This window comes from Phenylobacterium sp. RIFCSPHIGHO2_01_FULL_69_31 (assembly GCF_001824475.1).
Taxonomy (GTDB): domain Bacteria; phylum Pseudomonadota; class Alphaproteobacteria; order Caulobacterales; family Caulobacteraceae; genus Phenylobacterium.
The window spans coordinates 67,456-85,523 of record NZ_MHXN01000014.1; the positions used below are offsets into that span (position 1 = coordinate 67,456).

Sequence of the window (18,068 nt, forward strand, 5' to 3'; positions counted from 1 at the left end):
CGGCAAGGCGTAACGGGACGCTCCCTCAAGTTCATAAGGAAGACGCCAATGGGTTACCGGGTCGCCGTCGTCGGCGCCACGGGCAACGTGGGTCGCGAGATGCTGAACATCCTCGAGGAAGTGAAATTCCCCGTGGAGAAGATTCACGCGATCGCCTCGCGCAAATCCATCGGCGTGGAAGTCTCGTTCGGCGAGAAGATCGTCAAGTGCGAGGACGTGGAGCAGTTCGACTTCTCCACCGTCGACCTGGTGCTGATGAGCGTGTCCGGCAGCTTCTCGAAGGAATGGTCGCCGAAGATCGGCGCCGCCGGCCCGATCGTGATCGACAATTCGTCCGCCTTCCGCATGGACCCGGACGTGCCGCTGGTCGTGCCGGAGGTGAACCCCGACGACGTGGAGTGGGCGAACCGCAAGAACATCATCGCCAACCCCAACTGCTCGACCGCCCAGCTGGTGGTGGCCCTGAAGCCGCTGCACGACCGGGCCAGGATCAAGCGCGTCGTGGTCTCGACCTACCAGTCGGTCTCCGGCGCCGGCAAGGAAGGCATGGACGAGCTCTTCGACCAGACGAAGAACGTCTATGTCCTGGGCGCGACCCCGCCCAAGAAATTCCCCAAGCAGATCGCGTTCAACGTGATCCCCTTCATCGGCGCCTTCCAGGACGACGGCTACACCGACGAAGAAGCCAAGATGTGGAACGAGACCCACAAGATGATCGATCCGGCCATCAAGCTGACGGTCACCTGCGTTCGCGTGCCCGTCATGGTGGGCCACTCCGAGGCCGTGAACATCGAGTTCCACGAGCCGCTCGACGAGGACGAGGCCCGCGACCTGCTGCGCGAGAGCCCCGGCCTGATCGTGATCGATAAGCGCGACTCCACCGGCTACATCACGCCGAAGGAGGCCCAGGGCGAATTCCCGGTCTTCGTCAGCCGGATCCGCAACGACCCGACGGTCGAGAACGGCCTCAACATGTGGGTCGTGGCCGACAACCTGCGGAAGGGCGCGGCGCTCAACGCCGTGCAGATCGCCGAACTGCTCCATGAGCGCGGCCTGATCCGCACCAAGGCGCTGGCCTAGGATGACCTCGCCGAAGGCGTCCGGCGAGGCTCGCCTGGCGCTTTCGGCCGGGATCCTCTGCTACTTCATCTGGGGCTTCGTGCCCCTGGCGTTCCAGGCCATCGGCAAGCTGGGGGTCGGTCCGTGGGAGACCCTGGCCCAGCGGATCGTCTGGAGCGTGCCGGCCGCCGCCATCTTCGTGCTGCTGGCCGGACAGGCGCGGCAGGTGGCGAACGTGCTGCGCCAGCCGCGGGTGCTGGCCTGGCTGGGCCTCTCGTCCGTCCTGATCGCCATCAACTGGGTGGTGTTCATCGGCGCGGTGACCAGCGGCCGGCTGCTGGAGACCAGCCTGGGCTACTACATCAACCCCCTGGTCAACATGGCCGCGGGCGCCCTGATCTTCCGCGAGCGGATCGACCGGATCGGCTTCCTGGCTATCGGCCTGGCTCTGGTCGGCGTGGTCTTCCAGGCGGTGGCGCTGGGACACCTGCCCTGGGTGTCGCTGATCCTGGCGTTCAGTTTCGCCGGCTACGGCGTGGTCCGCAAACAGGTCGCCGCCGACGCCCAGACGGGCTTGCTGGTCGAATGCCTGGTGCTGGGCCTGCCCAGTGTGGTCTTCATCGCCTGGCTGGAAATGCAGGGTCAGGGCCACTTCACCCAGGATGTCCCGACCGCCCTGTGGCTCATCGCCTCCGGGCCGATCACGGCGGTTCCGCTGGTGCTGTTTTCGTGGGCCGCCCGGCGCATCCCGCTGTCGGCGATGGGCTTTCTGCAGTTCCTGGCCCCGACGATCAGCTTCGTCATCGGCCTGACCCAGGGCGAAGCCTTCACGCCGGCCCGGGCGATCTCGTTCGCCTTCATCTGGTGCGGCGCGGCTGTGTTCCTCTACGGAGCCTGGCGCCGCTCGCGCGCGATTGCGCTCGCCACCCGCCAGGCCGCGGAGGCGGCGGCGGCCGAGTAGGGCGGGGCCGCGCCGCGAAGGCTCGGCGCAACACGCGTTTCAACCCGCCTCAGGAGCGCCCGCTTCCGGTCCCAAAGCTGAGCCATTCGCCGCCGATCTGACCTGCGCCGGATGTTCCGGCCAGTCAGGAGCATGTCCGTGAAGCTCATCCTCGTCGCCGCACTGGCGGCCGCCGCCGGCGCCGCCCAGGCGCAAACCCTCAACAGCCCGCAGATCTATGGATCGATCGGCTACACAGAGAAGAACCAGAGCGATCTGGGGGCCGTGCAGCTTCGGTTGGGCGCACGCTTCGGGCCGAATTTCGGTGTCGAGGGCGAGTTCGCCAACGGCGTGAAATCCCGTACCGACAATTCGCTGAACACACAGGCGCCCTCCACGGTCAAGACGACGCTTCGGCACGAGATCGCGGCCTACGCGGTGGGCTACCTGCCGCTGTCCCCGAAGGCCGACCTCTTCGCGAGGGTAGGGTATGGCCAGACTTGATATGGCGTCGACAGCCGGTCTGCGACCACCGCGCTGCGCTACAAGCACGACGATACGTCGTTCAATATCGGCGTCGGCGGCCAGTACGTCTTCGATGAGAAGAACGGGGTCCGGTTCGACTATGTGCGCCAGGACTACAACGACGGCCGCGCTCAGGACGTCTGGGCCGTCGCCTACACGCGCCGCTTCTAGAGCGCGGTACAGGCTGCCTCGATCAGGCGCCTGGGACGGGCGTCGCCCATCAGGGCGACGCCCTGCTTGTTCATGACGTAGGCGCCGCCGAGCTTCCGCTCGGGGTCGGCGAAGGCGCAGGAGCCACCCCAGCCGGAATGGCCGAAGGCTTCGCGTCCCGGGCCCCACGGGAAGTTCGGCTCGTTGCGCATGAAGCCCGCAGCCCAGCTCATCACGAAGGGCAACACCAGGTCCTGGCCGCGGATGCGTTCGCGGGCGGCCTCGGCGATGAGGGGGGGCGACAGGATCTCGCCGCCGTCCAGCCAGCCGTCGTTGGCCAGGGCGCCCATCAGCTTCGCGAACGCCTCGGCGGTGGCGTAGCCGTTGGTGGAGGGCACCTCCATGCGGCGGTAGTCGGCGCCCGCCTTGCCGGCGGCGGACGACCAGGGGGCCAGGAAGGCCGCGCGGGTGGGCTCATTGATCTCGCCAAACTCGGGAACCGCGGTGGGCCGCTGGAGCTCGGCAAGCCGCGCGTCGGCGCCGTCCGGAAGCCCGATCCATAGATCGAGGCCAAAGGGGGCGCCGATGTCCTCGCGGAAGGCGGTCCCGATGGTGCGGCCATCCACCCGGCGGAAGATCTCGCCCACCACATAGCCGACCGTCACCGGGTGGTAGCCACTGGCTGTGCCGGGCGGCCACATGGGCGCCATGGCGGCGAGCCGCGCGCAGATGGCGTACCAGTCCGTCCACAGGCCGGGGTCCATGGGCTCGGCGAACCCGGGCAGGCCGTCCTGGTGCGAGATGGCCTGTTCGATGGTGACCTGGTCCTTGCCGGCCTGGGCGAACGCGGGCCAGACGCTGGCGACGGTCTGGCCGTAGTCCAGCTTCCCGGCGTCTACCAGCCGGGCGATCATCAGGGCCGCGACAGCCTTGGTGGTGGAGAAGACCGGGGCCAGGGTGCGCTGGTCCCACGCCAGCGTGCGCTTGCGGTCGGCGAAGCCGCCCCAGATGTCCAGGACCACCTCGCCCGCCTCCACCAGGGTGAAGCGCGCGCCCAGTTCTTCGCCGGCCGCGAAGCTTGCGGCGAACACGTCCTTGACCCCGGCGAACCGCGCCGGCGCGAAGCCGGAAATCTCAACGCTCATAGGCGTTCAATACGCACTTCCGCGGTGGGATTCACGATCCGATCGGCCATGGCGACGATGGGAAGCTCGTTCGACTTCCACGCCTCGGCCATGGCCACAACCTCGGCGGCCGCCCGGGCGGCGCGTTCGGCGGCGTCACGGGGGTCGCGTCCCTCCACGAGGCCTGCGCCGAAGCTGGCGGTGACCAGGTCGCCGGTCCCATTGGGCGCGGTTTCCCGCTTGGGATGGGCGAACAGCACGGCCTCTTCCTTGTCCACGTAGAGCAGGCCAATCTCGCCCGGACCGGCCGGCGCCGAGGTCACCAGGGCCGGCTTGCCGACCGCGCGAACGGCGTCGCGCGCATCGGCGGCCGTGGCGATCTCGCGGTCGGCGAGAAATCCAAGCTCCCAGAGATTGGGCGTAATCCAGTCCGCCTGCGGCACAAGGCGCTTCTCGACCGCTTCGGCCACCTCGTACTTCACATAGAGGCCGCGCGGAGCATCGCCGAGGATGGGGTCCACCAACACCAGGGGCCGCGCGCCCCAGGCGTCGCTCCGCTCGGCGCCGCGCACCCTCTCGATCACGCCGGCGGCGATCTCCACCTGTTCCGGATCCGAGAAATGGCCGGTGATGATCAGATCCACGAGGCCGAACAGGGCGTCGGCCTCGATGTCGCCCAGCATGCGGCGGAACACCTCCGGAGAGGTCACTTCGCCCTGGCCGCCGCGCGCGGGCGTGCGGCCGAACATGACCGTGGGCGCCAGCACCGGGTCGATCTTGTGCGCCGCGAGCACGTACTGCTGCGCCGCCCCGCCGATGCGGGAGGCCGCGACGAAGGACGAAAGGATAAGGGCTAGAGGCACATCGATGCCCCTAGCCCAAACAGCAAAGCTGAACCAGCCTTCTTTCTACCGAGACGGTAAAGGCCTGGCGAAAACTAGTAGCGGTAGTGCTCGGGCTTGAACGGCCCCTCCGGCGTGACGCCGATATAGTCAGCCTGTTCCTGGCTAAGCTTGGTCAGCTTGGCGCCCAGCTTGTCGAGGTGGAGCATCGCCACCTTCTCATCCAGGTGCTTGGGCAGGGTGTAGACCTTCTTCTCGTACTTCGCGCCATTCACCCACAGCTCGATCTGGGCCAGGGTCTGGTTGGTAAAGGAGGCGCTCATGACGAAGCTGGGGTGGCCGGTGGCGTTGCCCAGGTTCACGAGGCGCCCTTCCGACAGGACGATGATCTTCTTGCCGTCGGGGAATTCCACGTGGTGGACCTGCGGCTTGATCTCGTCCCACTTGAAGTTGCGCAGGCCGGCGATCTGAATCTCGGAGTCGAAGTGACCGATGTTGCAGACGATGGCGTTGTTTTTCATCTTCCGCATGTGGTCGACGGTCAGCACGTCCTTGTTGCCCGTGGCCGTGCAGAAGATGTCGCCCTTGTCGGCGGCGTCTTCCATGGTGACGACCTCGTAGCCCTCCATCGCCGCCTGCAGGGCGCAGATCGGATCGACTTCGGTGACCATGACCCGGGCGCCGCCGTTGCGCAGCGAAGCGGCCGAGCCCTTGCCCACGTCGCCGTAACCCAGGACCACCGCCACCTTGCCGGCCAGCATCACGTCGGTGCCGCGGCGGATGGCGTCCACCAGGCTCTCGCGGCAGCCGTACAGGTTGTCGAACTTCGACTTGGTGACGCTGTCGTTGACGTTGATGGCCGTGAACGGCAGCTCGCCACGCTCGTGCATCTGGTACAGGCGGTGCACGCCCGTGGTGGTCTCTTCCGACACGCCGCGGCAGGCGTCGCGGATGGCGCTGTAGAAGCCCGGCTTCTCCTTCAGGTACCGCTTCATCACGGCGAAGAGGGCTTCCTCCTCCTCGTTGGTCGGATTGTTGAGGAGGCTGGGATCCTTCTCGGCCTTGGGACCCAGGACGCAGAGCAGGGTGGCGTCGCCGCCGTCGTCCAGGATCAGGTTCGGATAGCCGCCGTCGTGCCACTCGAAGATCTTGTGGGCGTATTCCCAGTACTCGACCAGCGTCTCGCCCTTGATGGCGAACACCGGCGTGCCCTTGGCCGCGATGGCAGCGGCCGCGTGGTCCTGGGTGGAGAAGATGTTGCACGAGGCCCAGCGGACCTCGGCGCCCAGGGCCTGCAGCGTCTCGATCAGGACCGCGGTCTGGATCGTCATGTGCAGCGAGCCGGCGATGCGGGCGCCCTTCAGCGGCTGCGACTTGCCGAACTCGGCGCGCGTGGCCATCAGGCCCGGCATCTCGGTTTCGGCGATTTCGATTTCCTTGCGGCCCCAGTCGGCAAGCGACAGGTCCTTCACGACATAGTCGGTCATCTTCGATCCTGATCGGAATGGCAGCGTTGACGGCCCCTATAGCCGTGCGCCCGCGAGGGATCAACTTTCATATAAAGAACTCTTTATACGACCGCCGTTGCCCGCCGCAGCGTGACCGGTCTATCCGGGCGCCTCCTTCCGTGGAGTAAAGACCATGAATGCGCCGGTGCGTATCGCCGATCCCGCCCAGCCCCGCCACGACTGGACGCTGGAGGAGGTTGAGGCGCTGTTCGAGCTGCCGTTCACCGAGCTGGTGTTCCGGGCCGCCGAGGTCCACCGCCGCTGGTTCGACCCGACCGAACTGCAGCTCTCGCAGCTCCTGTCGGTCAAGACCGGCGGCTGTCCGGAGGACTGCGGCTACTGCGCACAGAGCCAGAAGTTCAAGACGGGGGTGGCAGCCTCGAAGCTGCTGGACGCCGAGACCGTGATCGCCGCAGCCAGGGACGCCAAGGCGGGCGGCGCCCAGCGCTTCTGCATGGGCGCGGCGTGGCGCGACGTGAAGGACCGCGACCTGCCCAAGGTGGCCGCGATGATCTCAGGCGTGAAGGCGCTGGGCCTGGAGACCTGCGCGACCCTTGGGATGCTGACGCCCGACCAGGCGAAGGCGCTGAAGGACGCCGGCCTCGACTACTACAACCACAACCTCGACACCGGCCCGGACTATTACGACAAGGTCGTCACCACCCGGACCTACCAGGACCGGCTGGACACCCTGGCGGCCGTCCGCGACGCCGGCATGGCCACCTGCTGCGGCGGCATCGTGGGCATGGGCGAGACGCGCCGCGACCGGGCGGGGCTGCTACACCAGCTCGCCACCCTGCCCGCGCATCCGGACAGCCTGCCGATCAACGACCTGATGCCGATCCCCGGCACGCCCCTGGGGGACTCCAAGGCGGTGGAACCTTTGGAGTTCGTGCGCATGATCGCCGTGGCGCGGATCGTCTGTCCGAAGTCTATGGTCCGCATCGCCGCCGGCCGCGAGCACATGTCGAAGGAACTGCAGGCCCTCTGCTTCCTGGCCGGCGCCAATTCGATCTTCGTGGGCGCCCGCCTGCTGACGACAAACAACCCCGGGCGCGACAACGACGACGTCCTGCTGGCGGATCTCAAGATGCGTCCGATGGGCAGCGCGGCGGCTTAAGAGCCGCCCAGCCAGCTCCCGTGGGGCGCGGAGACTCCCGGGGTTTCAACCCCCTCCCCCTTGGGGGAGCTCGCGAAGCGAGCGGGGGTTTGGGTCCACGGGTGTGCCGAACAGGAGTTGTCGGGACGGCCCTAGCTCAGCCGTCCTCCGGCTCCTATCTGGGTGGCTTCGAGGAGAGCGCGTGCAGCCGATCATATCCATCCAGGGCCTGGCGAAGACCTACGCCGGCGGGTTCCAGGCCCTGAAGGGCGTCGACCTCGAGATCCGCAAGGGCGAGATTTTCGCCCTGCTGGGTCCGAACGGCGCCGGCAAGACCACCTTGATCGGCATCGTTTGTGGCTTGGTGCGGATGACCGCAGGGACCGTCACCGCCGACGGTCACGACATCCTCAAGGATTTTCGCGCCGCGCGGACCAAGATCGGCCTCGTGCCGCAGGAGATCTCCACCGACGCCTTCGAGAAGGTGTGGGACACGGTGAAGTTCAGCCGCGGCCTGTTCGGCCGCCCACCGAACGACGCCTACCTGGAGAAAGTCCTGAAGGACCTCAGCCTCTGGGACAAGAAGGACACCAAGATCATGGCGCTCTCGGGCGGCATGAAGCGGCGGGTGATGATCGCCAAGGCGCTCAGCCACGAGCCCTCGATCCTGTTCCTGGACGAGCCCACCGCCGGCGTGGATGTCGAGCTGCGCCGCGACATGTGGGAGATGGTCCGGGGCCTGCGGGAGCAGGGCGTGACCATCATCCTGACCACCCACTACATCGAGGAAGCCGAGGAGATGGCCGACCGGATCGGCGTCATCAGCCGCGGCGAGCTGATCCTGGTGGAGGACAAGGACGTCCTCATGCGCAAGCTCGGCAAGAAGCAGCTCACGTTGCACCTGCAGGAGCCGTTGCAGGCGCTGCCGGCGGGGCTCGAAACCTATGCGCTTGAACTGGCCGCCGAGGGATCGGAGCTGGTCTACACCTTCGACGCCCAGGCCGAGACCACCGGCATCGCCGAGCTGATGAAGCGGCTCGCCGAGCGCGGCGTCGACTTCAAGGACCTCCGGACCCAGGAGAGTTCGCTCGAGGATATTTTCGTCAGCCTCGTGAGGGCCCGCGCATGAACCCCCACGCCGTCCGCGCCATCTACCTCTTCGAGATGCACCGGTGGGTCCGGACCATCGTCCAGAGCGTCGCCGCCCCGGTGATCACGACGTCGCTGTATTTCATCGTCTTCGGCGCCGCGATCGGCAGCCGCATGCCTTCCATCGACGGCGTCAGCTACGGCGCCTTCATCGTGCCGGGCCTTCTGATGCTGTCGATCCTGACCGAGAGCATCTCCAACGGCTCGTTTGGGATCTACATGCCGAAGTTCGCCGGCACGATCTACGAGGTGCTGTCAGCGCCCGTCTCGGCCGCCGAGGTGGTGCTGGGATATGTGGGCGCGGCGGCGACCAAGTCCGTCGTGCTGGGCCTGGTGATCCTGGCCACGGCGCGGATCTTCGTGCCGTACGAAATCAACCACCCCTTCGTCATGCTGGCCTTCCTGGTGCTGACGTCGGTGACCTTCAGCCTGTTCGGCTTCCTGACCGGCATCTGGGCCGATGGATGGGAGAAGCTGTCGATCATCCCGACGCTGGTGATCACGCCGCTGACGTTCCTGGGCGGTAGCTTCTATTCCATCGACATGCTGCCGGGCGTCTGGAAGACGATCGCCCTCTTCAACCCCGTGGTCTACCTGGTCAGCGGCTTCCGCTGGAGCTTCTACGGCGTCTCGGACGTCGGCGTCGGCGTCAGCCTTGCGGCGACGCTGGGCTTCCTGGCGTTGTGCCTGGCGGCGGTGACCTGGATCTTCCGGACGGGGTGGCGGCTGAAGACTTGAGATCGCGTCGCTCCAATTGCTCCCCCTCCGGGGGAGCTGTCAGCGGAGCTGACTGAGGGGGCTTCCACGCAGAACGCGTATTCAGAGCCACGCATCTTGAAGAACAATTAAAGAACATCTAGCCTTGCGACATGCAGGCGCGACACGATACCCGCGACTTCGCCCGGACCCTCCGCAGGCGGCTCAGCCTCCCAGAAGGACTGCTCTGGCGCGCGATCAAAGGCAGGAAGGCTGGCGGATTTCACTTCAGAAAACAGCATCCGCTCGGGCCCTATGTGCTCGACTTTTACTGCCACGAGGTTCGTCTTTGCGTGGAGATCGACGGCGCATCGCACGGAATGGGCCGACAAGCTCGGAAGGACGAGCGACGTGACGGATGGGTTGCGGAGAAGGGCATTCGAACACTCCGAATTCCCGCCTCCTGCATCCTCGACGACGTCGATGACGCCGTGCAGATGATTGTGTCCGCTGCGGAGGGTGATGATCCGGGTTCTGAGTGGAAGCCCCCTCCGTCGCCTTCGGCGACACCTCCCCCGAAGGGGGAGGAACTGAGATAGCCCCCCTACTCGTCTTCCTCGAAGCGGGCGGCGACGAGATCGGCCAGGGCCTTTACGGCCTCCTCCGCCTGGTGGCCTTCGGCCGCGATGTCGATGCAGCAGCCGGGGGCGGCGGCCAGCATCATCAGGCCCATGATGGAGCGGGCGTCGACGGTCTGGCCGTCCTTGGAGACCTTGACCTCGGCGTCGAACGCCGCGGCCAGCTTCACGAATTTCGCCGACGCGCGGGCGTGCAGCCCCCGCTTGTTGACGATCTCGACGGTGCGACCTGCTTCGCTCAGTTACTTCTCTCCGGCCAGGACGTAAGACGCCACGGAGATGTACTTTCGCCCGGCTTCCTGCGCCGCGGCAACAGCATCTTCGAGGCTCACCCGGGTCCGGAGGCTGGCGAGCTTGATCAGCATGGGAAGATTGAGGCCGGCGATGACCTCGGCCTTTGTCTGTTCCATCACCGAGATGGCCAGGTTCGACGGCGTGCCGCCGAACATGTCGGTGAGCAGGATCACGCCCGTGCCAGACTCGACCCGCCCGCAGGCGGCCAGGATGTCCTGCCGGCGACGCTCCATATCGTCCTCGGGACCGATGCAGATGGCCTCCACGGCGGCCTGCGGGCCGACCACGTGCTCCATGGCGTAGATGAACTCTTGCGCCAGCCGGCCGTGAGTGACGATCACGAGGCCGATCATGCCCGACAATCCAAGGGTATCCCCACCCGTGACGGCGCCCGAGGAGAGGCGCGAGCCGAGCTAGATACGCCTCTTGTGCGCCGCGTCAAAGGCCTGCATCGCGCGGCTTAGTTTCGCAGGAGCCGAGGTTTCGAACGGCGCAACCGCCAGAAGTGGAATTGGAATTCCAAGGATCGTCTCGGTTGCGGGATCGGGCATCCGCTCCGGCGCTTCCAGGCGGACGAGTCCCGCGATCTCGCAGAAGCCCAAGGGCTCGATCGCTATCACATCGACGCCCCGCACCTCGATCAGGCCGCGCAACGCATCCGGAGCCCGACCCCACAGCCGCCCATCCGAAGCCCAGGTCAGCACCCGGTCGTCGGCTACGAGGCGAAACCCCTGGTCCAGGGCCCGCAGCGCCAGGTCGCTCTTACCGGAACCCGACGGTCCCTCGATCAGCACCCCCCGCCAGAGCCCCCCGACCCGGCGCGCGACCAGGCCCGCATGGCGGATCAAGGCGCGGCCTCGGGCAGGGTCAGCACGAACATGGCGCCCAGGACGCGGCCCTCGGCCCCCGTGCGGTTCTCGGCGCGCAGCGTGCCGCCGTGGGCCGTGGCGATCTGGCGGGCGATGGAGAGACCGAGGCCCGAGTTTCCGCCGAACGCGGCGCCCTTGGGACGCGAGGTGTAGAAGCGCTCGAAGACCGTCTCCAGGTTCTCCGGCGGGATGCCCGGCCCGTTGTCCGAGACGGTGACGATCGCTTCGCCCTTCACCCGCAACATGCCGACGCTCACGGCATCGCCCGGGGGGCTGAACGAGCGGGCGTTGTCGATCAGGTTGCGCACGATCTGGCCGAGTGGGCCCTCCCGGCCCATGACGGTCACGGCCTCCATGCCCTGGTGCGGGGTGAATCGGACCTGGACGTCGCCGGGCTTCGCCGTCGCCTGGTACAGCGCCACGATGTCGCCGATGAGGCGGCCGAGGTCGATGATCCGTGGCTGATCCCGGGAGAGCTCGGCGTCGAGGCGCGAGGCGTTCGAGATGTCCGTGACCAGCCGGTCCAGCCGCTGGACGTCGTTCTTCAGCACGTTCAGCAGCCGTTCGCGCGCCGCCGGATCGCTGACCAGGTCCAGGGTCTCCACCGCCGAGCGGAGCGACGTGAGCGGGTTGCGGATCTCGTGCGCCACGTCGGCGGCGAAGCTCTCGATGGCGTCCATGCGCTCGCTGAGCGAGTGCGTCATGGCCTCAAGGCTGCGGGTCAGGTCGCCCACCTCGTCGTCCCGCTTGGCCAGGTCGGGCAGCGAGATCGCCCGCGCCCGGGCCTGACGCACCCGGTCGGCGGCCCGCGCCATCCGCAGCACCGGCTGGGCCACCAGGCTGTTCAGCAGCAGCGACGAGGCCACGGTCACGGAGATGGCGATCAGAATGAAGGGGATCAGCGCCCGGCGCTCCTGGGCGATGATGGCGTCGACGTCGCTGGCCTCCAGCGTCACCACGCCCAGCACCGCGCGGACGTGCTGGATCGGGATCGAGACCGAGACCACCCGCTGGCCGGTGTCGCTCTGGCGCATGCCGGCCCAGCGCCGGCCCTGCAGCGCCACGCCCACCTCGCGGGCCAGGGTCGCCTCGACCTGACTGGTGGTCGGGCGCGCCGGCCGGGGCATCAGGCTGAAGCCCCGCTCCTCGTTCTCGCTTCCGCGCGCCGGCGGCAGTTCGCGCCGCTCGACGGCGTCGGCCATCCAGTCGCTATCGGCCACCAGGCGGCCTTGGCTGTCGAACAGCCGGGCGCGCTGGGCCCTCGGGTTGGACAGGGTCTGCAGCAGTTCGGTGGCGAGGGCCGCGTCCATGGCGGGCTCGGGCTCGCCCACCGTGGCGGCCTGGTTGAGGATGCTGGCGATCAGTTCGCCCTGGGTCGAGAGGCTGTCGATGCGCGCGTTCACCAGCCCCTGGCGAAGCTCGTTCAGCACCAGCGCCCCGACGATAAGCACCGCCAGGCCCAGCAGGTTGAGCGCCAGGATCAGCCGGCCGAGGCGCGACCCCGGCAGCCCGCGGAACCGCGCGCGGCGGACCCGGGGCGCGCTGGCGCCAGCCGCCGCCTCGCCCGCCGTCGGCTCAGGATTCCCGGTAGCGGTAGCCGACGCCATAGAGGGTTTCGATCGCGTCGAACTCAGGATCCACCTCGCGGAACTTCTTCCGCATGCGCTTGATGTGGCTGTCGATGGTGCGGTCATCGACATAGACCTGATCGTCGTAGGCCGCGTCCATCAGGTTGTCGCGGCTCTTCACGAAGCCGGGCCGCTGGGCCAGCGACTGGAGCAGCAGGAACTCGGTGACCGTCAGCTTCACCGGCTTGCCGTCCCACAGGCTCTCGTGGCGGGCCGGGTCCAGGGTGAGCTTGCCGCGCTTGAGCGCTCGGGCCGCCACCTCTGCGGCCGAGGCCGAGGCCGGGCCAGCGGCATCGTCGCCCTCGCCCCGGCCAGACCGGCGCAGGACCGCCTTCACGCGCTCGATCAGCAGGCGCTGGCTGAACGGCTTGTGGATGTAGTCGTCGGCCCCGAGGTTGAAGCCGAGGATCTCGTCGATCTCCTCGTCCTTCGACGTCAGGATGATCACGGGCGTGTCCTGGGTCCGGCGCAGGCGGCGCAGGACCTCCATGCCGTCCATGCGCGGCATCTTCACGTCGAGGATGGCCACATCCGGCGGATCGTTTTCCAGCGCCGCCAGGCCGGACGCCCCGTCGTAGTAGGCTTTCACGGCGTGGCCGTGGCTTTCGAGCGCCAGGCTGACGGACGTGACGATGTTTTCGTCATCGTCGACCAAGGTGATCTTCGCCATCTGAGGTGGACTTCTCCTTAACCGAAGTGCGGGAAGGTATTGAGCCTTCACCGTGGCCTCAATGGGGCCACGGCAAAAGGCAAACAAAGTCAACGCGGCCTTAAGCTGTTTGAGAGAACGTGATTCCCTCGTGGGGGGATGCGTAGATGGGTGGTTCGAGAGTGCATTTCGAGGTCTTCATACGGAAGACGCCCGGCGCGCCGTGGACGCTCGACCTGGCCACCGAGAATCGCGCCGCCGCCCTGTCGACCGCCCAGGAGCTCATGTCCGAAGGCCGCGTGGCCGCCGTGAAGGTGACCAAGGAGGTCTTCGACGAGGAGAGCCGGGAGTTCCAATCGGTCGTCATCCAGAAGCTGGGGGCGGCCGACACCCAGGGTAAGGTCAAGCCGCAGGCCGAGCCGCAACCGCTCTGCGTCACGCCGCAGGACCTCTATACCCTGCATGCGCGGGAACGCATCGGCCGCCTGCTGGAGACCTGGCTCGAGCGTAACAACGCCACGCCGTTCGAGCTGTTGCACCGCCCGGACCTGGTCGAGAAGCTGGAAGCCTCGGGCGTCGACCTGCAGCACGCCGTCCAGAAGATCGCCATTCCGGAGGCCCATGCCCGATCGATGTCGGTGCACGAGCTGATCCGCATCTTCCACAGCCTGATCGAGCGCGCCGTCGACCGCCTGCTGAAGGACGCGCGCAAGGGCACGCTGCCCGACGTCGACAAGGAAGGCTTCAGCGCCGCCGCCGAGCGCCTCGCCCAGGACCCCGAGCGGGGCTACCTGCTGGGCGCGGGCGTCGCCGCCTCCATCGCCCCCGCCACCAACTGGTCGGACAAGGTCACGCGCCTGATCGACCTGGCTGACGCCGCTCCGGCCAAGGGCCTCGCCCGCGGCCTGGCCCTCAGCATCGTCCAGCAGCCGTTGGCCGAGATCCTCGAGGCCAAGCCTGGCATCACCGACATCCTCGGCAAGGGCCGCGACCTGGGCGCCAATCTGGCCGCCATGACCCGGCTGGCCGCCTACGACTCGGTCGAGCGGCTCATCCAGGTCGAGGCCTCGGTGGCCAAGGTGATGCCGCCGCTGTCGCCGCTGGCCGTGCGCCTGGCCCAATGGTTGGGCGGCGAGAATTTCCAGGACACGCGGGCCGCCATCGGCCGGCGCATCCTGCGCGAGCTCACCGGACCCCGGCGGCTTTGCCCGGGCGAGGCGGCGCGGGAGATCGACGTGCTGCGCGCGCTGGCCATGTCGCTGACCGCGTCGGCCGGCAAGCTGCTGCCGCTGGAAGAGGTGCAGTCCGCCTTCATCGCCCGCTCCAAGATGCTGGTCACCGGCGACTTCGTGGAGGCCTACCTCGGCTCGGGCATGACGTCCCAGCAGGAGGTGGAGGCGCTGATCTGGCTGACCGAGAATGTCATCGGCGCCGCCAACAAGCGTCAGGCCGGCGGCTGGCTCAAGGCCGTCATCGGCTCGCTGCGCTTCGAGAAGGAAATGACCGCCAGCGACGAGAACCCCGGCGCGCGGCTCGGCCAGCTGGCCGCGCTGCACCGCGCCGTCGGCCGTTGCGGCCTGGTCGCCGAGGACTTCGAGCCGATCCAGGAAAAGCTGGGCGACATCGGTGGCCACGTGGAGGCCCATGCGCGCCTGTCGCAGACGGTCGCCCGGGCCAACGCCCCGCTGCTCCACCGCCTGACGCTGCTCCTCCGGCTGGCTTCGGGCGAGAACGCCCCGCTGGGACCCGCCGCCAACCGAGCCCGGGCCGAGGCGCTGAGGCTGTTCAAGCTGGACGAGACGCGCGTCGAACTTGCCAACGCGCCCGACCAGATGCGCCAGGTCCGCGACCTCATCCAGGCCGCCGGGCTGGCGGCCTAGGAGTCGCGGCCGGCGAGGGCGTCATCGGCCGCAGGTGACCGGCCAGGGCTTGCCGCCCGGCTTCAAGACGTACGTAAAGAACTCCCCGGAGCGCGCCCCGTGCGCCTGGGCGAACATGAGCGTGGCGCCGTCGGGCGAGAGCGCCGGCCCCACCTGGAAAACGTCGTTCCGCGCCGGGACGCGTCCGGTCTCGACCCACGCCTCGCCGCGGCGGACGTAGACGTAGAGGTGTGAGCGATCGCCGCGATCCGAGACCGTGACCAGGGTCTTTCCGTCCTGCGAGACCTCGGCCTCGTAGTCGAAATGCGGCGTGCTGACCGGGGCGCCGACGTTGCGGACGGTCCACGCCCCGTCTTGCCCCTGGCGGGCTACGTAGATGTCGCCGCCTCCCAGGCCGCCGGGGCGGTCGGACCCGAAGTACAGCGCGCCGGCCGCATCCATGCGGGGGAGCAGTTCCGAGCCCTCGGCGTTGATGGGCTCCGGCATTCGGACCGGCTCGCCCCACCTCCCGCTTGGGCTCCGGTCGACATACCAGATGTCGAACGCCTCCTTTTCGGGCGCCTGACGCGTGGAGATGAAGTAGAGGCGCCGCCCGTCCGCAGTGAGAAAGGGGTCGGCGTCCATGGCCGGCGGCCTTGCGGCGAAGGCGACGGGTTGCGGCGGCGTCCATCGCCCCGCCTCGCACCGCGCGTGCATCAGGCGATAGGTGCGGAACCCCGCGTCCGCCCGCATGAAAAACACCTCCGCACCGTCGGCGCTGAAGGTTGGCGTCGCGTCATACTCCGCGCTGGAGAGCGCCTCGGGCGCCCACAGGGCGGGCGTGGCCCGGGAGGCGCCGGTCAGCAGCGTGGCGACGACGAGCGCGCAGGCTTTCAGGCCCAGATGGGAACGTGACCTCATGCGGGCCAATGTCGGACGCCCGCGGACGATCTCAAAACAAACGTCTGGGCGCCTATTTCAAGCGGTGCTTAACATGGCCCGGTGACCGCCCGCACCCCTTCACTCGAGTCTCTCCGCTTCCTGGAGGCCAGCGGCCGGCTTGAGAGTTTCAGCCGCGCCGCGAGGGAGCTGCACGTGAGCCCCGCGGCCGTTAGCCTCCGGATCCGGGACCTCGAAGCCGACCTCGGGGTGACGCTGTTCCATCGGCGGGGGCCGCGGGTGATCGCGACGGAGGCCTGCACAGCGCTGACCCGAGCCCTGGGCGAGGCGTTCGGAGCCGTCGCCAGCGCCGTGGAGGCCTGCCGCGCCGAAGCTGGCCTCCTGCGGGTCACGGCCCCGCCAACCTTCGCGGTCCGATGGCTAGCGCCACGGCTTGGCGACCGGATCAGGGGACCGGCCGTGACGGTGGAGGCCTCGACCCTCCTCCTGCCCTCCACCCGGTTCGACGTGGCCATCCGCGCGGGCGCGGGCGCCTGGCCGGGGCTCGAGGCCCGGCCCCTGTTCCCCGTCGAGGGCAGCCCGATGATGAGCCCGGCCCTTGTGGCCGGGCGGCGCCTGGCGGGCCCTCAGGACCTCGCCGGCTTCCCGTTGTTGCCGGACGACCGCTGGCCGCGCTGGTTTTCGCTCATGGGCGTAGAGGCGCCGCGCCTCAATGTCCTGCCGATGAAGTTCGCCACCCAGGAGTTGATGGCCTCGGCGGTCATGCAGGGGCACGGCGTCGCCCTGCTGGCGCCGCGGATGTTCGCGGCCGCCCTGCGCGACGGCGCCCTCGTCCAGCCCTTCGCCGGGTGCGTGGAGGGGCCCGAGGCCTTCCATGTCGCGTGGCGCGAGGGCGACGCGCGGGCGGCCGTGCGCGATTTTGTCGAATGGCTGCTCGGGGACGTCGACCGCCCAGCCTGAAGATCGCTCCTAGGCGCGCCCGCCCAGCGCCTCGTGCAAGGCGCCGACGACCTTCGCCACGTCACTGTCCGCCATGCCGGGGTAGAGCGGCAGGGACAGGCAGCGGGCGTACCAGGCCTCGGCTCCGGGAAGGTCGAGATCGCCATAGAGCTCGCGGTAGTAGGGCTGGCGATGGACCGGGATGTAATGGACCTGGCTGCCGATCCCGCGGGCCTTCAGCGCCTCCACCACGTCGCGGCGCGAGCGCCCGGCCGCGTCGAAGTCGATCAGCACGGTCATGAGATGCAGGACCGGGTCGCTCCAGGCGGGCTGCGCCGCCGGCCGCACCAGCGGGGCGAGCGGGGCCAGGGCTTCTCGGTAGGCCGCGGCCAGGGCGCGGCGGCGGGCGGCGAAGCGCGGCAGCTTCTTCAGCTGCGACAGACCGAGGGCGCAAAGGATGTCGGGCAGACGGTAGTTGAACCCCGGCTCGGGCATCTCGTACCACCACGGGTCCGCGCCTTCCGGCCGCACCATGCCGTGCGACCGCATGATCCTCAGGCGCTCGGCCAGGGCCGGGTCGTTGGTGGTGACCATGCCACCTTCGCCTGTGGCGATCGTCTTCACGGGGTGAAACGAGAAGGTGGCCATGGCGGAATTGCGCACATCGCCGACTGTTTCCGTCGTATTGCCGAAGTGCATCGTCGTTCCGACGGCATGCGGCGCGTCCTCCACCAGGACGGCCCCGGCGGCTTCGGCGAGACCGGCGAGGGTGGGAAGGTCGACGGCGTCGCCACGCAGGTGCACGGGCAGGACCGCGCGCAGCCTGCGGCCCTGCAGACGTCCGATAGCCTCGGCCAGGGTCGCGGGCGTCATCAGCCCGCTATCGGGATCCACGTCGGCGAAGACGACGTCCGCGCCTACGTATCGCGCGCAGTTGGCGGTGGCGAGGAAGGTGATGGACGGCGCAACGATCGCCTCGCCCGCCTTCACGTCCAGCGCCAGCATGGCCAGGTGAAGAGCCGCGGTCCCGTTGGCGCAGGCCACCGCATGCCTGGCCCCCACCGTCTCGGCGAAGGCGCGTTCGAAAGCCTCGACCGTCGGGCCGGTGGTCAGGAAGTCGCCGCGCAGCGCCTCGGCCACCGCCGCGATGTCGTCGTCCTCGATGGTCTGGCGGCCGTAGGGCAGCATGGGGTCGGCCAT

Annotated in this window: 19 protein-coding genes; 9 read left to right on the forward strand and 10 right to left on the reverse strand. The window is 68.4% G+C overall.

Annotated features, from left to right (window positions below; all coding sequences use genetic code 11):
* Positions 1 to 48 precede the first annotated feature (48 nt).
* From A2790_RS09575 to A2790_RS09585, 3 genes are all read left to right on the forward strand, one after another.
* Positions 49 to 1,080, forward strand: a complete 1,032-nt coding sequence (locus A2790_RS09575) for an aspartate-semialdehyde dehydrogenase (RefSeq protein WP_293390508.1) — start codon at positions 49 to 51, stop codon at positions 1,078 to 1,080.
* A 1-nt stretch (position 1,081) separates the two neighbouring features.
* A complete protein-coding gene (gene rarD / locus A2790_RS09580) occupies positions 1,082 to 2,020 on the forward strand; it encodes an EamA family transporter RarD (RefSeq protein ID WP_293390510.1) in 939 nt (312 codons plus the stop codon).
* Positions 2,021 to 2,158: 138 nt separating this feature from the next.
* Positions 2,159 to 2,503 (forward strand): outer membrane beta-barrel protein, encoded by a 345-nt coding sequence (locus A2790_RS09585; protein ID WP_293390514.1) that lies wholly within the window; start codon positions 2,159 to 2,161, stop codon positions 2,501 to 2,503.
* Between the two features lie 188 nt (positions 2,504 to 2,691).
* Here A2790_RS09585 and A2790_RS09590 read toward each other — a convergent pair whose 3' ends face one another.
* The 3 genes from A2790_RS09590 to ahcY all read right to left on the reverse strand — a co-directional run bounded on the left by A2790_RS09590 (position 2,692) and on the right by ahcY (position 6,127).
* Positions 2,692 to 3,819 carry a serine hydrolase domain-containing protein gene (locus tag A2790_RS09590; RefSeq protein WP_293390517.1) on the reverse strand — a complete coding sequence of 376 codons (1,128 nt, stop codon included), beginning with the start codon at positions 3,817 to 3,819 and terminating at the stop codon, positions 2,692 to 2,694.
* Positions 3,816 to 4,661 (reverse strand): PfkB family carbohydrate kinase, encoded by an 846-nt coding sequence (locus tag A2790_RS09595; RefSeq protein ID WP_293390520.1) that lies wholly within the window; start codon positions 4,659 to 4,661, stop codon positions 3,816 to 3,818. Before A2790_RS09595 ends, A2790_RS09590 begins: the two co-directional genes overlap by 4 nt.
* 74 nt (positions 4,662 to 4,735) lie before the next feature.
* Positions 4,736 to 6,127 (reverse strand): adenosylhomocysteinase, encoded by a 1,392-nt coding sequence (ahcY, locus tag A2790_RS09600; protein ID WP_293390523.1) that lies wholly within the window; start codon positions 6,125 to 6,127, stop codon positions 4,736 to 4,738.
* A 154-nt stretch (positions 6,128 to 6,281) separates the two neighbouring features.
* Here ahcY and bioB point away from each other — a divergent pair, with 154 nt between their 5' ends.
* From bioB to A2790_RS09620, 4 genes are all read left to right on the forward strand, one after another.
* Positions 6,282 to 7,268: a biotin synthase BioB gene (bioB, locus tag A2790_RS09605; RefSeq protein WP_293390526.1), complete on the forward strand. Its 987-nt coding sequence runs from the start codon at positions 6,282 to 6,284 to the stop codon at positions 7,266 to 7,268.
* A gap of 181 nt (positions 7,269 to 7,449) precedes the next feature.
* Entirely contained in the window at positions 7,450 to 8,376 is a 927-nt protein-coding gene (locus tag A2790_RS09610; protein WP_293390529.1) for an ABC transporter ATP-binding protein, read from the forward strand.
* A complete protein-coding gene (locus A2790_RS09615) occupies positions 8,373 to 9,134 on the forward strand; it encodes an ABC transporter permease (RefSeq protein ID WP_293390532.1) in 762 nt (253 codons plus the stop codon). Before A2790_RS09610 ends, A2790_RS09615 begins: the two co-directional genes overlap by 4 nt.
* A gap of 131 nt (positions 9,135 to 9,265) precedes the next feature.
* The gene (locus A2790_RS09620; RefSeq protein ID WP_293390534.1) at positions 9,266 to 9,691 is read left to right on the forward strand and encodes an endonuclease domain-containing protein; all 426 of its coding nucleotides are present in this window, start codon (positions 9,266 to 9,268) and stop codon (positions 9,689 to 9,691) included.
* Positions 9,692 to 9,696: 5 nt separating this feature from the next.
* Here A2790_RS09620 and A2790_RS09625 read toward each other — a convergent pair whose 3' ends face one another.
* From A2790_RS09625 to A2790_RS09645, 5 genes are read right to left on the reverse strand one after another with little or no spacing between them, the layout of a single operon-like run.
* The gene (locus A2790_RS09625) at positions 9,697 to 9,972 is read right to left on the reverse strand and encodes an HPr family phosphocarrier protein (protein ID WP_293391417.1); all 276 of its coding nucleotides are present in this window, start codon (positions 9,970 to 9,972) and stop codon (positions 9,697 to 9,699) included.
* Entirely contained in the window at positions 9,973 to 10,377 is a 405-nt protein-coding gene (locus tag A2790_RS09630; protein WP_293390537.1) for a PTS sugar transporter subunit IIA, read from the reverse strand.
* Positions 10,378 to 10,437: 60 nt separating this feature from the next.
* Positions 10,438 to 10,872, reverse strand: coding sequence for an HPr kinase/phosphorylase (locus tag A2790_RS09635; protein WP_293390539.1), 435 nt, complete (start codon positions 10,870 to 10,872; stop codon positions 10,438 to 10,440).
* Positions 10,869 to 12,500: a stimulus-sensing domain-containing protein gene (locus tag A2790_RS09640; protein WP_293390541.1), complete on the reverse strand. Its 1,632-nt coding sequence runs from the start codon at positions 12,498 to 12,500 to the stop codon at positions 10,869 to 10,871. The genes A2790_RS09635 and A2790_RS09640 overlap by 4 nt, the downstream gene beginning before the upstream one ends.
* Positions 12,469 to 13,191, reverse strand: coding sequence for a response regulator transcription factor (locus A2790_RS09645; RefSeq protein WP_293390543.1), 723 nt, complete (start codon positions 13,189 to 13,191; stop codon positions 12,469 to 12,471). The genes A2790_RS09640 and A2790_RS09645 overlap by 32 nt, the downstream gene beginning before the upstream one ends.
* 146 nt (positions 13,192 to 13,337) lie before the next feature.
* On the opposite strand from A2790_RS09645, the gene A2790_RS09650 reads away from it, so the two are divergent.
* Positions 13,338 to 15,050, forward strand: coding sequence for a hypothetical protein (locus A2790_RS09650; RefSeq protein WP_293390545.1), 1,713 nt, complete (start codon positions 13,338 to 13,340; stop codon positions 15,048 to 15,050).
* Positions 15,051 to 15,071: 21 nt separating this feature from the next.
* Here the strand turns inward: A2790_RS09650 and A2790_RS09655 are convergent, their stop codons facing one another.
* Positions 15,072 to 15,950 (reverse strand): hypothetical protein, encoded by an 879-nt coding sequence (locus A2790_RS09655; protein ID WP_293390547.1) that lies wholly within the window; start codon positions 15,948 to 15,950, stop codon positions 15,072 to 15,074.
* A gap of 81 nt (positions 15,951 to 16,031) precedes the next feature.
* On the opposite strand from A2790_RS09655, the gene A2790_RS09660 reads away from it, so the two are divergent.
* Complete coding sequence (locus A2790_RS09660; RefSeq protein ID WP_293390550.1) at positions 16,032 to 16,889, forward strand: LysR substrate-binding domain-containing protein; 858 nt, start codon at positions 16,032 to 16,034, stop codon at positions 16,887 to 16,889.
* A 9-nt stretch (positions 16,890 to 16,898) separates the two neighbouring features.
* Here the strand turns inward: A2790_RS09660 and pseC are convergent, their stop codons facing one another.
* On the reverse strand, positions 16,899 to 18,068 hold the full coding sequence (gene pseC / locus A2790_RS09665; protein ID WP_293390553.1) for a UDP-4-amino-4,6-dideoxy-N-acetyl-beta-L-altrosamine transaminase: 1,170 nt from the start codon (positions 18,066 to 18,068) through the stop codon (positions 16,899 to 16,901).

What these genes read in the sequence shown, in the direction of transcription:
- pseC (WP_293390553.1), bottom strand. Translation starts at nt 18,068, where the DNA reads ATGGCCGACCCCATGCTGCCCTACGGCCGCCAGACCATCGAGGACGAC.
- A2790_RS09650 (WP_293390545.1), top strand. Translation starts at nt 13,338, where the DNA reads ATGGGTGGTTCGAGAGTGCATTTCGAGGTCTTCATACGGAAGACGCCC.
- A2790_RS09645 (WP_293390543.1), bottom strand. Translation starts at nt 13,191, where the DNA reads ATGGCGAAGATCACCTTGGTCGACGATGACGAAAACATCGTCACGTCC.
- A2790_RS09615 (WP_293390532.1), top strand. Translation starts at nt 8,373, where the DNA reads ATGAACCCCCACGCCGTCCGCGCCATCTACCTCTTCGAGATGCACCGG.
- rarD (WP_293390510.1), top strand. Translation starts at nt 1,082, where the DNA reads ATGACCTCGCCGAAGGCGTCCGGCGAGGCTCGCCTGGCGCTTTCGGCC.
- bioB (WP_293390526.1), top strand. Translation starts at nt 6,282, where the DNA reads ATGAATGCGCCGGTGCGTATCGCCGATCCCGCCCAGCCCCGCCACGAC.
- ahcY (WP_293390523.1), bottom strand. Translation starts at nt 6,127, where the DNA reads ATGACCGACTATGTCGTGAAGGACCTGTCGCTTGCCGACTGGGGCCGC.
- A2790_RS09575 (WP_293390508.1), top strand. Translation starts at nt 49, where the DNA reads ATGGGTTACCGGGTCGCCGTCGTCGGCGCCACGGGCAACGTGGGTCGC.
- A2790_RS09640 (WP_293390541.1), bottom strand. Translation starts at nt 12,500, where the DNA reads ATGGCGTCGGCTACCGCTACCGGGAATCCTGAGCCGACGGCGGGCGAG.
- A2790_RS09655 (WP_293390547.1), bottom strand. Translation starts at nt 15,950, where the DNA reads ATGAGGTCACGTTCCCATCTGGGCCTGAAAGCCTGCGCGCTCGTCGTC.
- A2790_RS09620 (WP_293390534.1), top strand. Translation starts at nt 9,266, where the DNA reads ATGCAGGCGCGACACGATACCCGCGACTTCGCCCGGACCCTCCGCAGG.
- A2790_RS09630 (WP_293390537.1), bottom strand. Translation starts at nt 10,377, where the DNA reads ATGATCGGCCTCGTGATCGTCACTCACGGCCGGCTGGCGCAAGAGTTC.
- A2790_RS09590 (WP_293390517.1), bottom strand. Translation starts at nt 3,819, where the DNA reads ATGAGCGTTGAGATTTCCGGCTTCGCGCCGGCGCGGTTCGCCGGGGTC.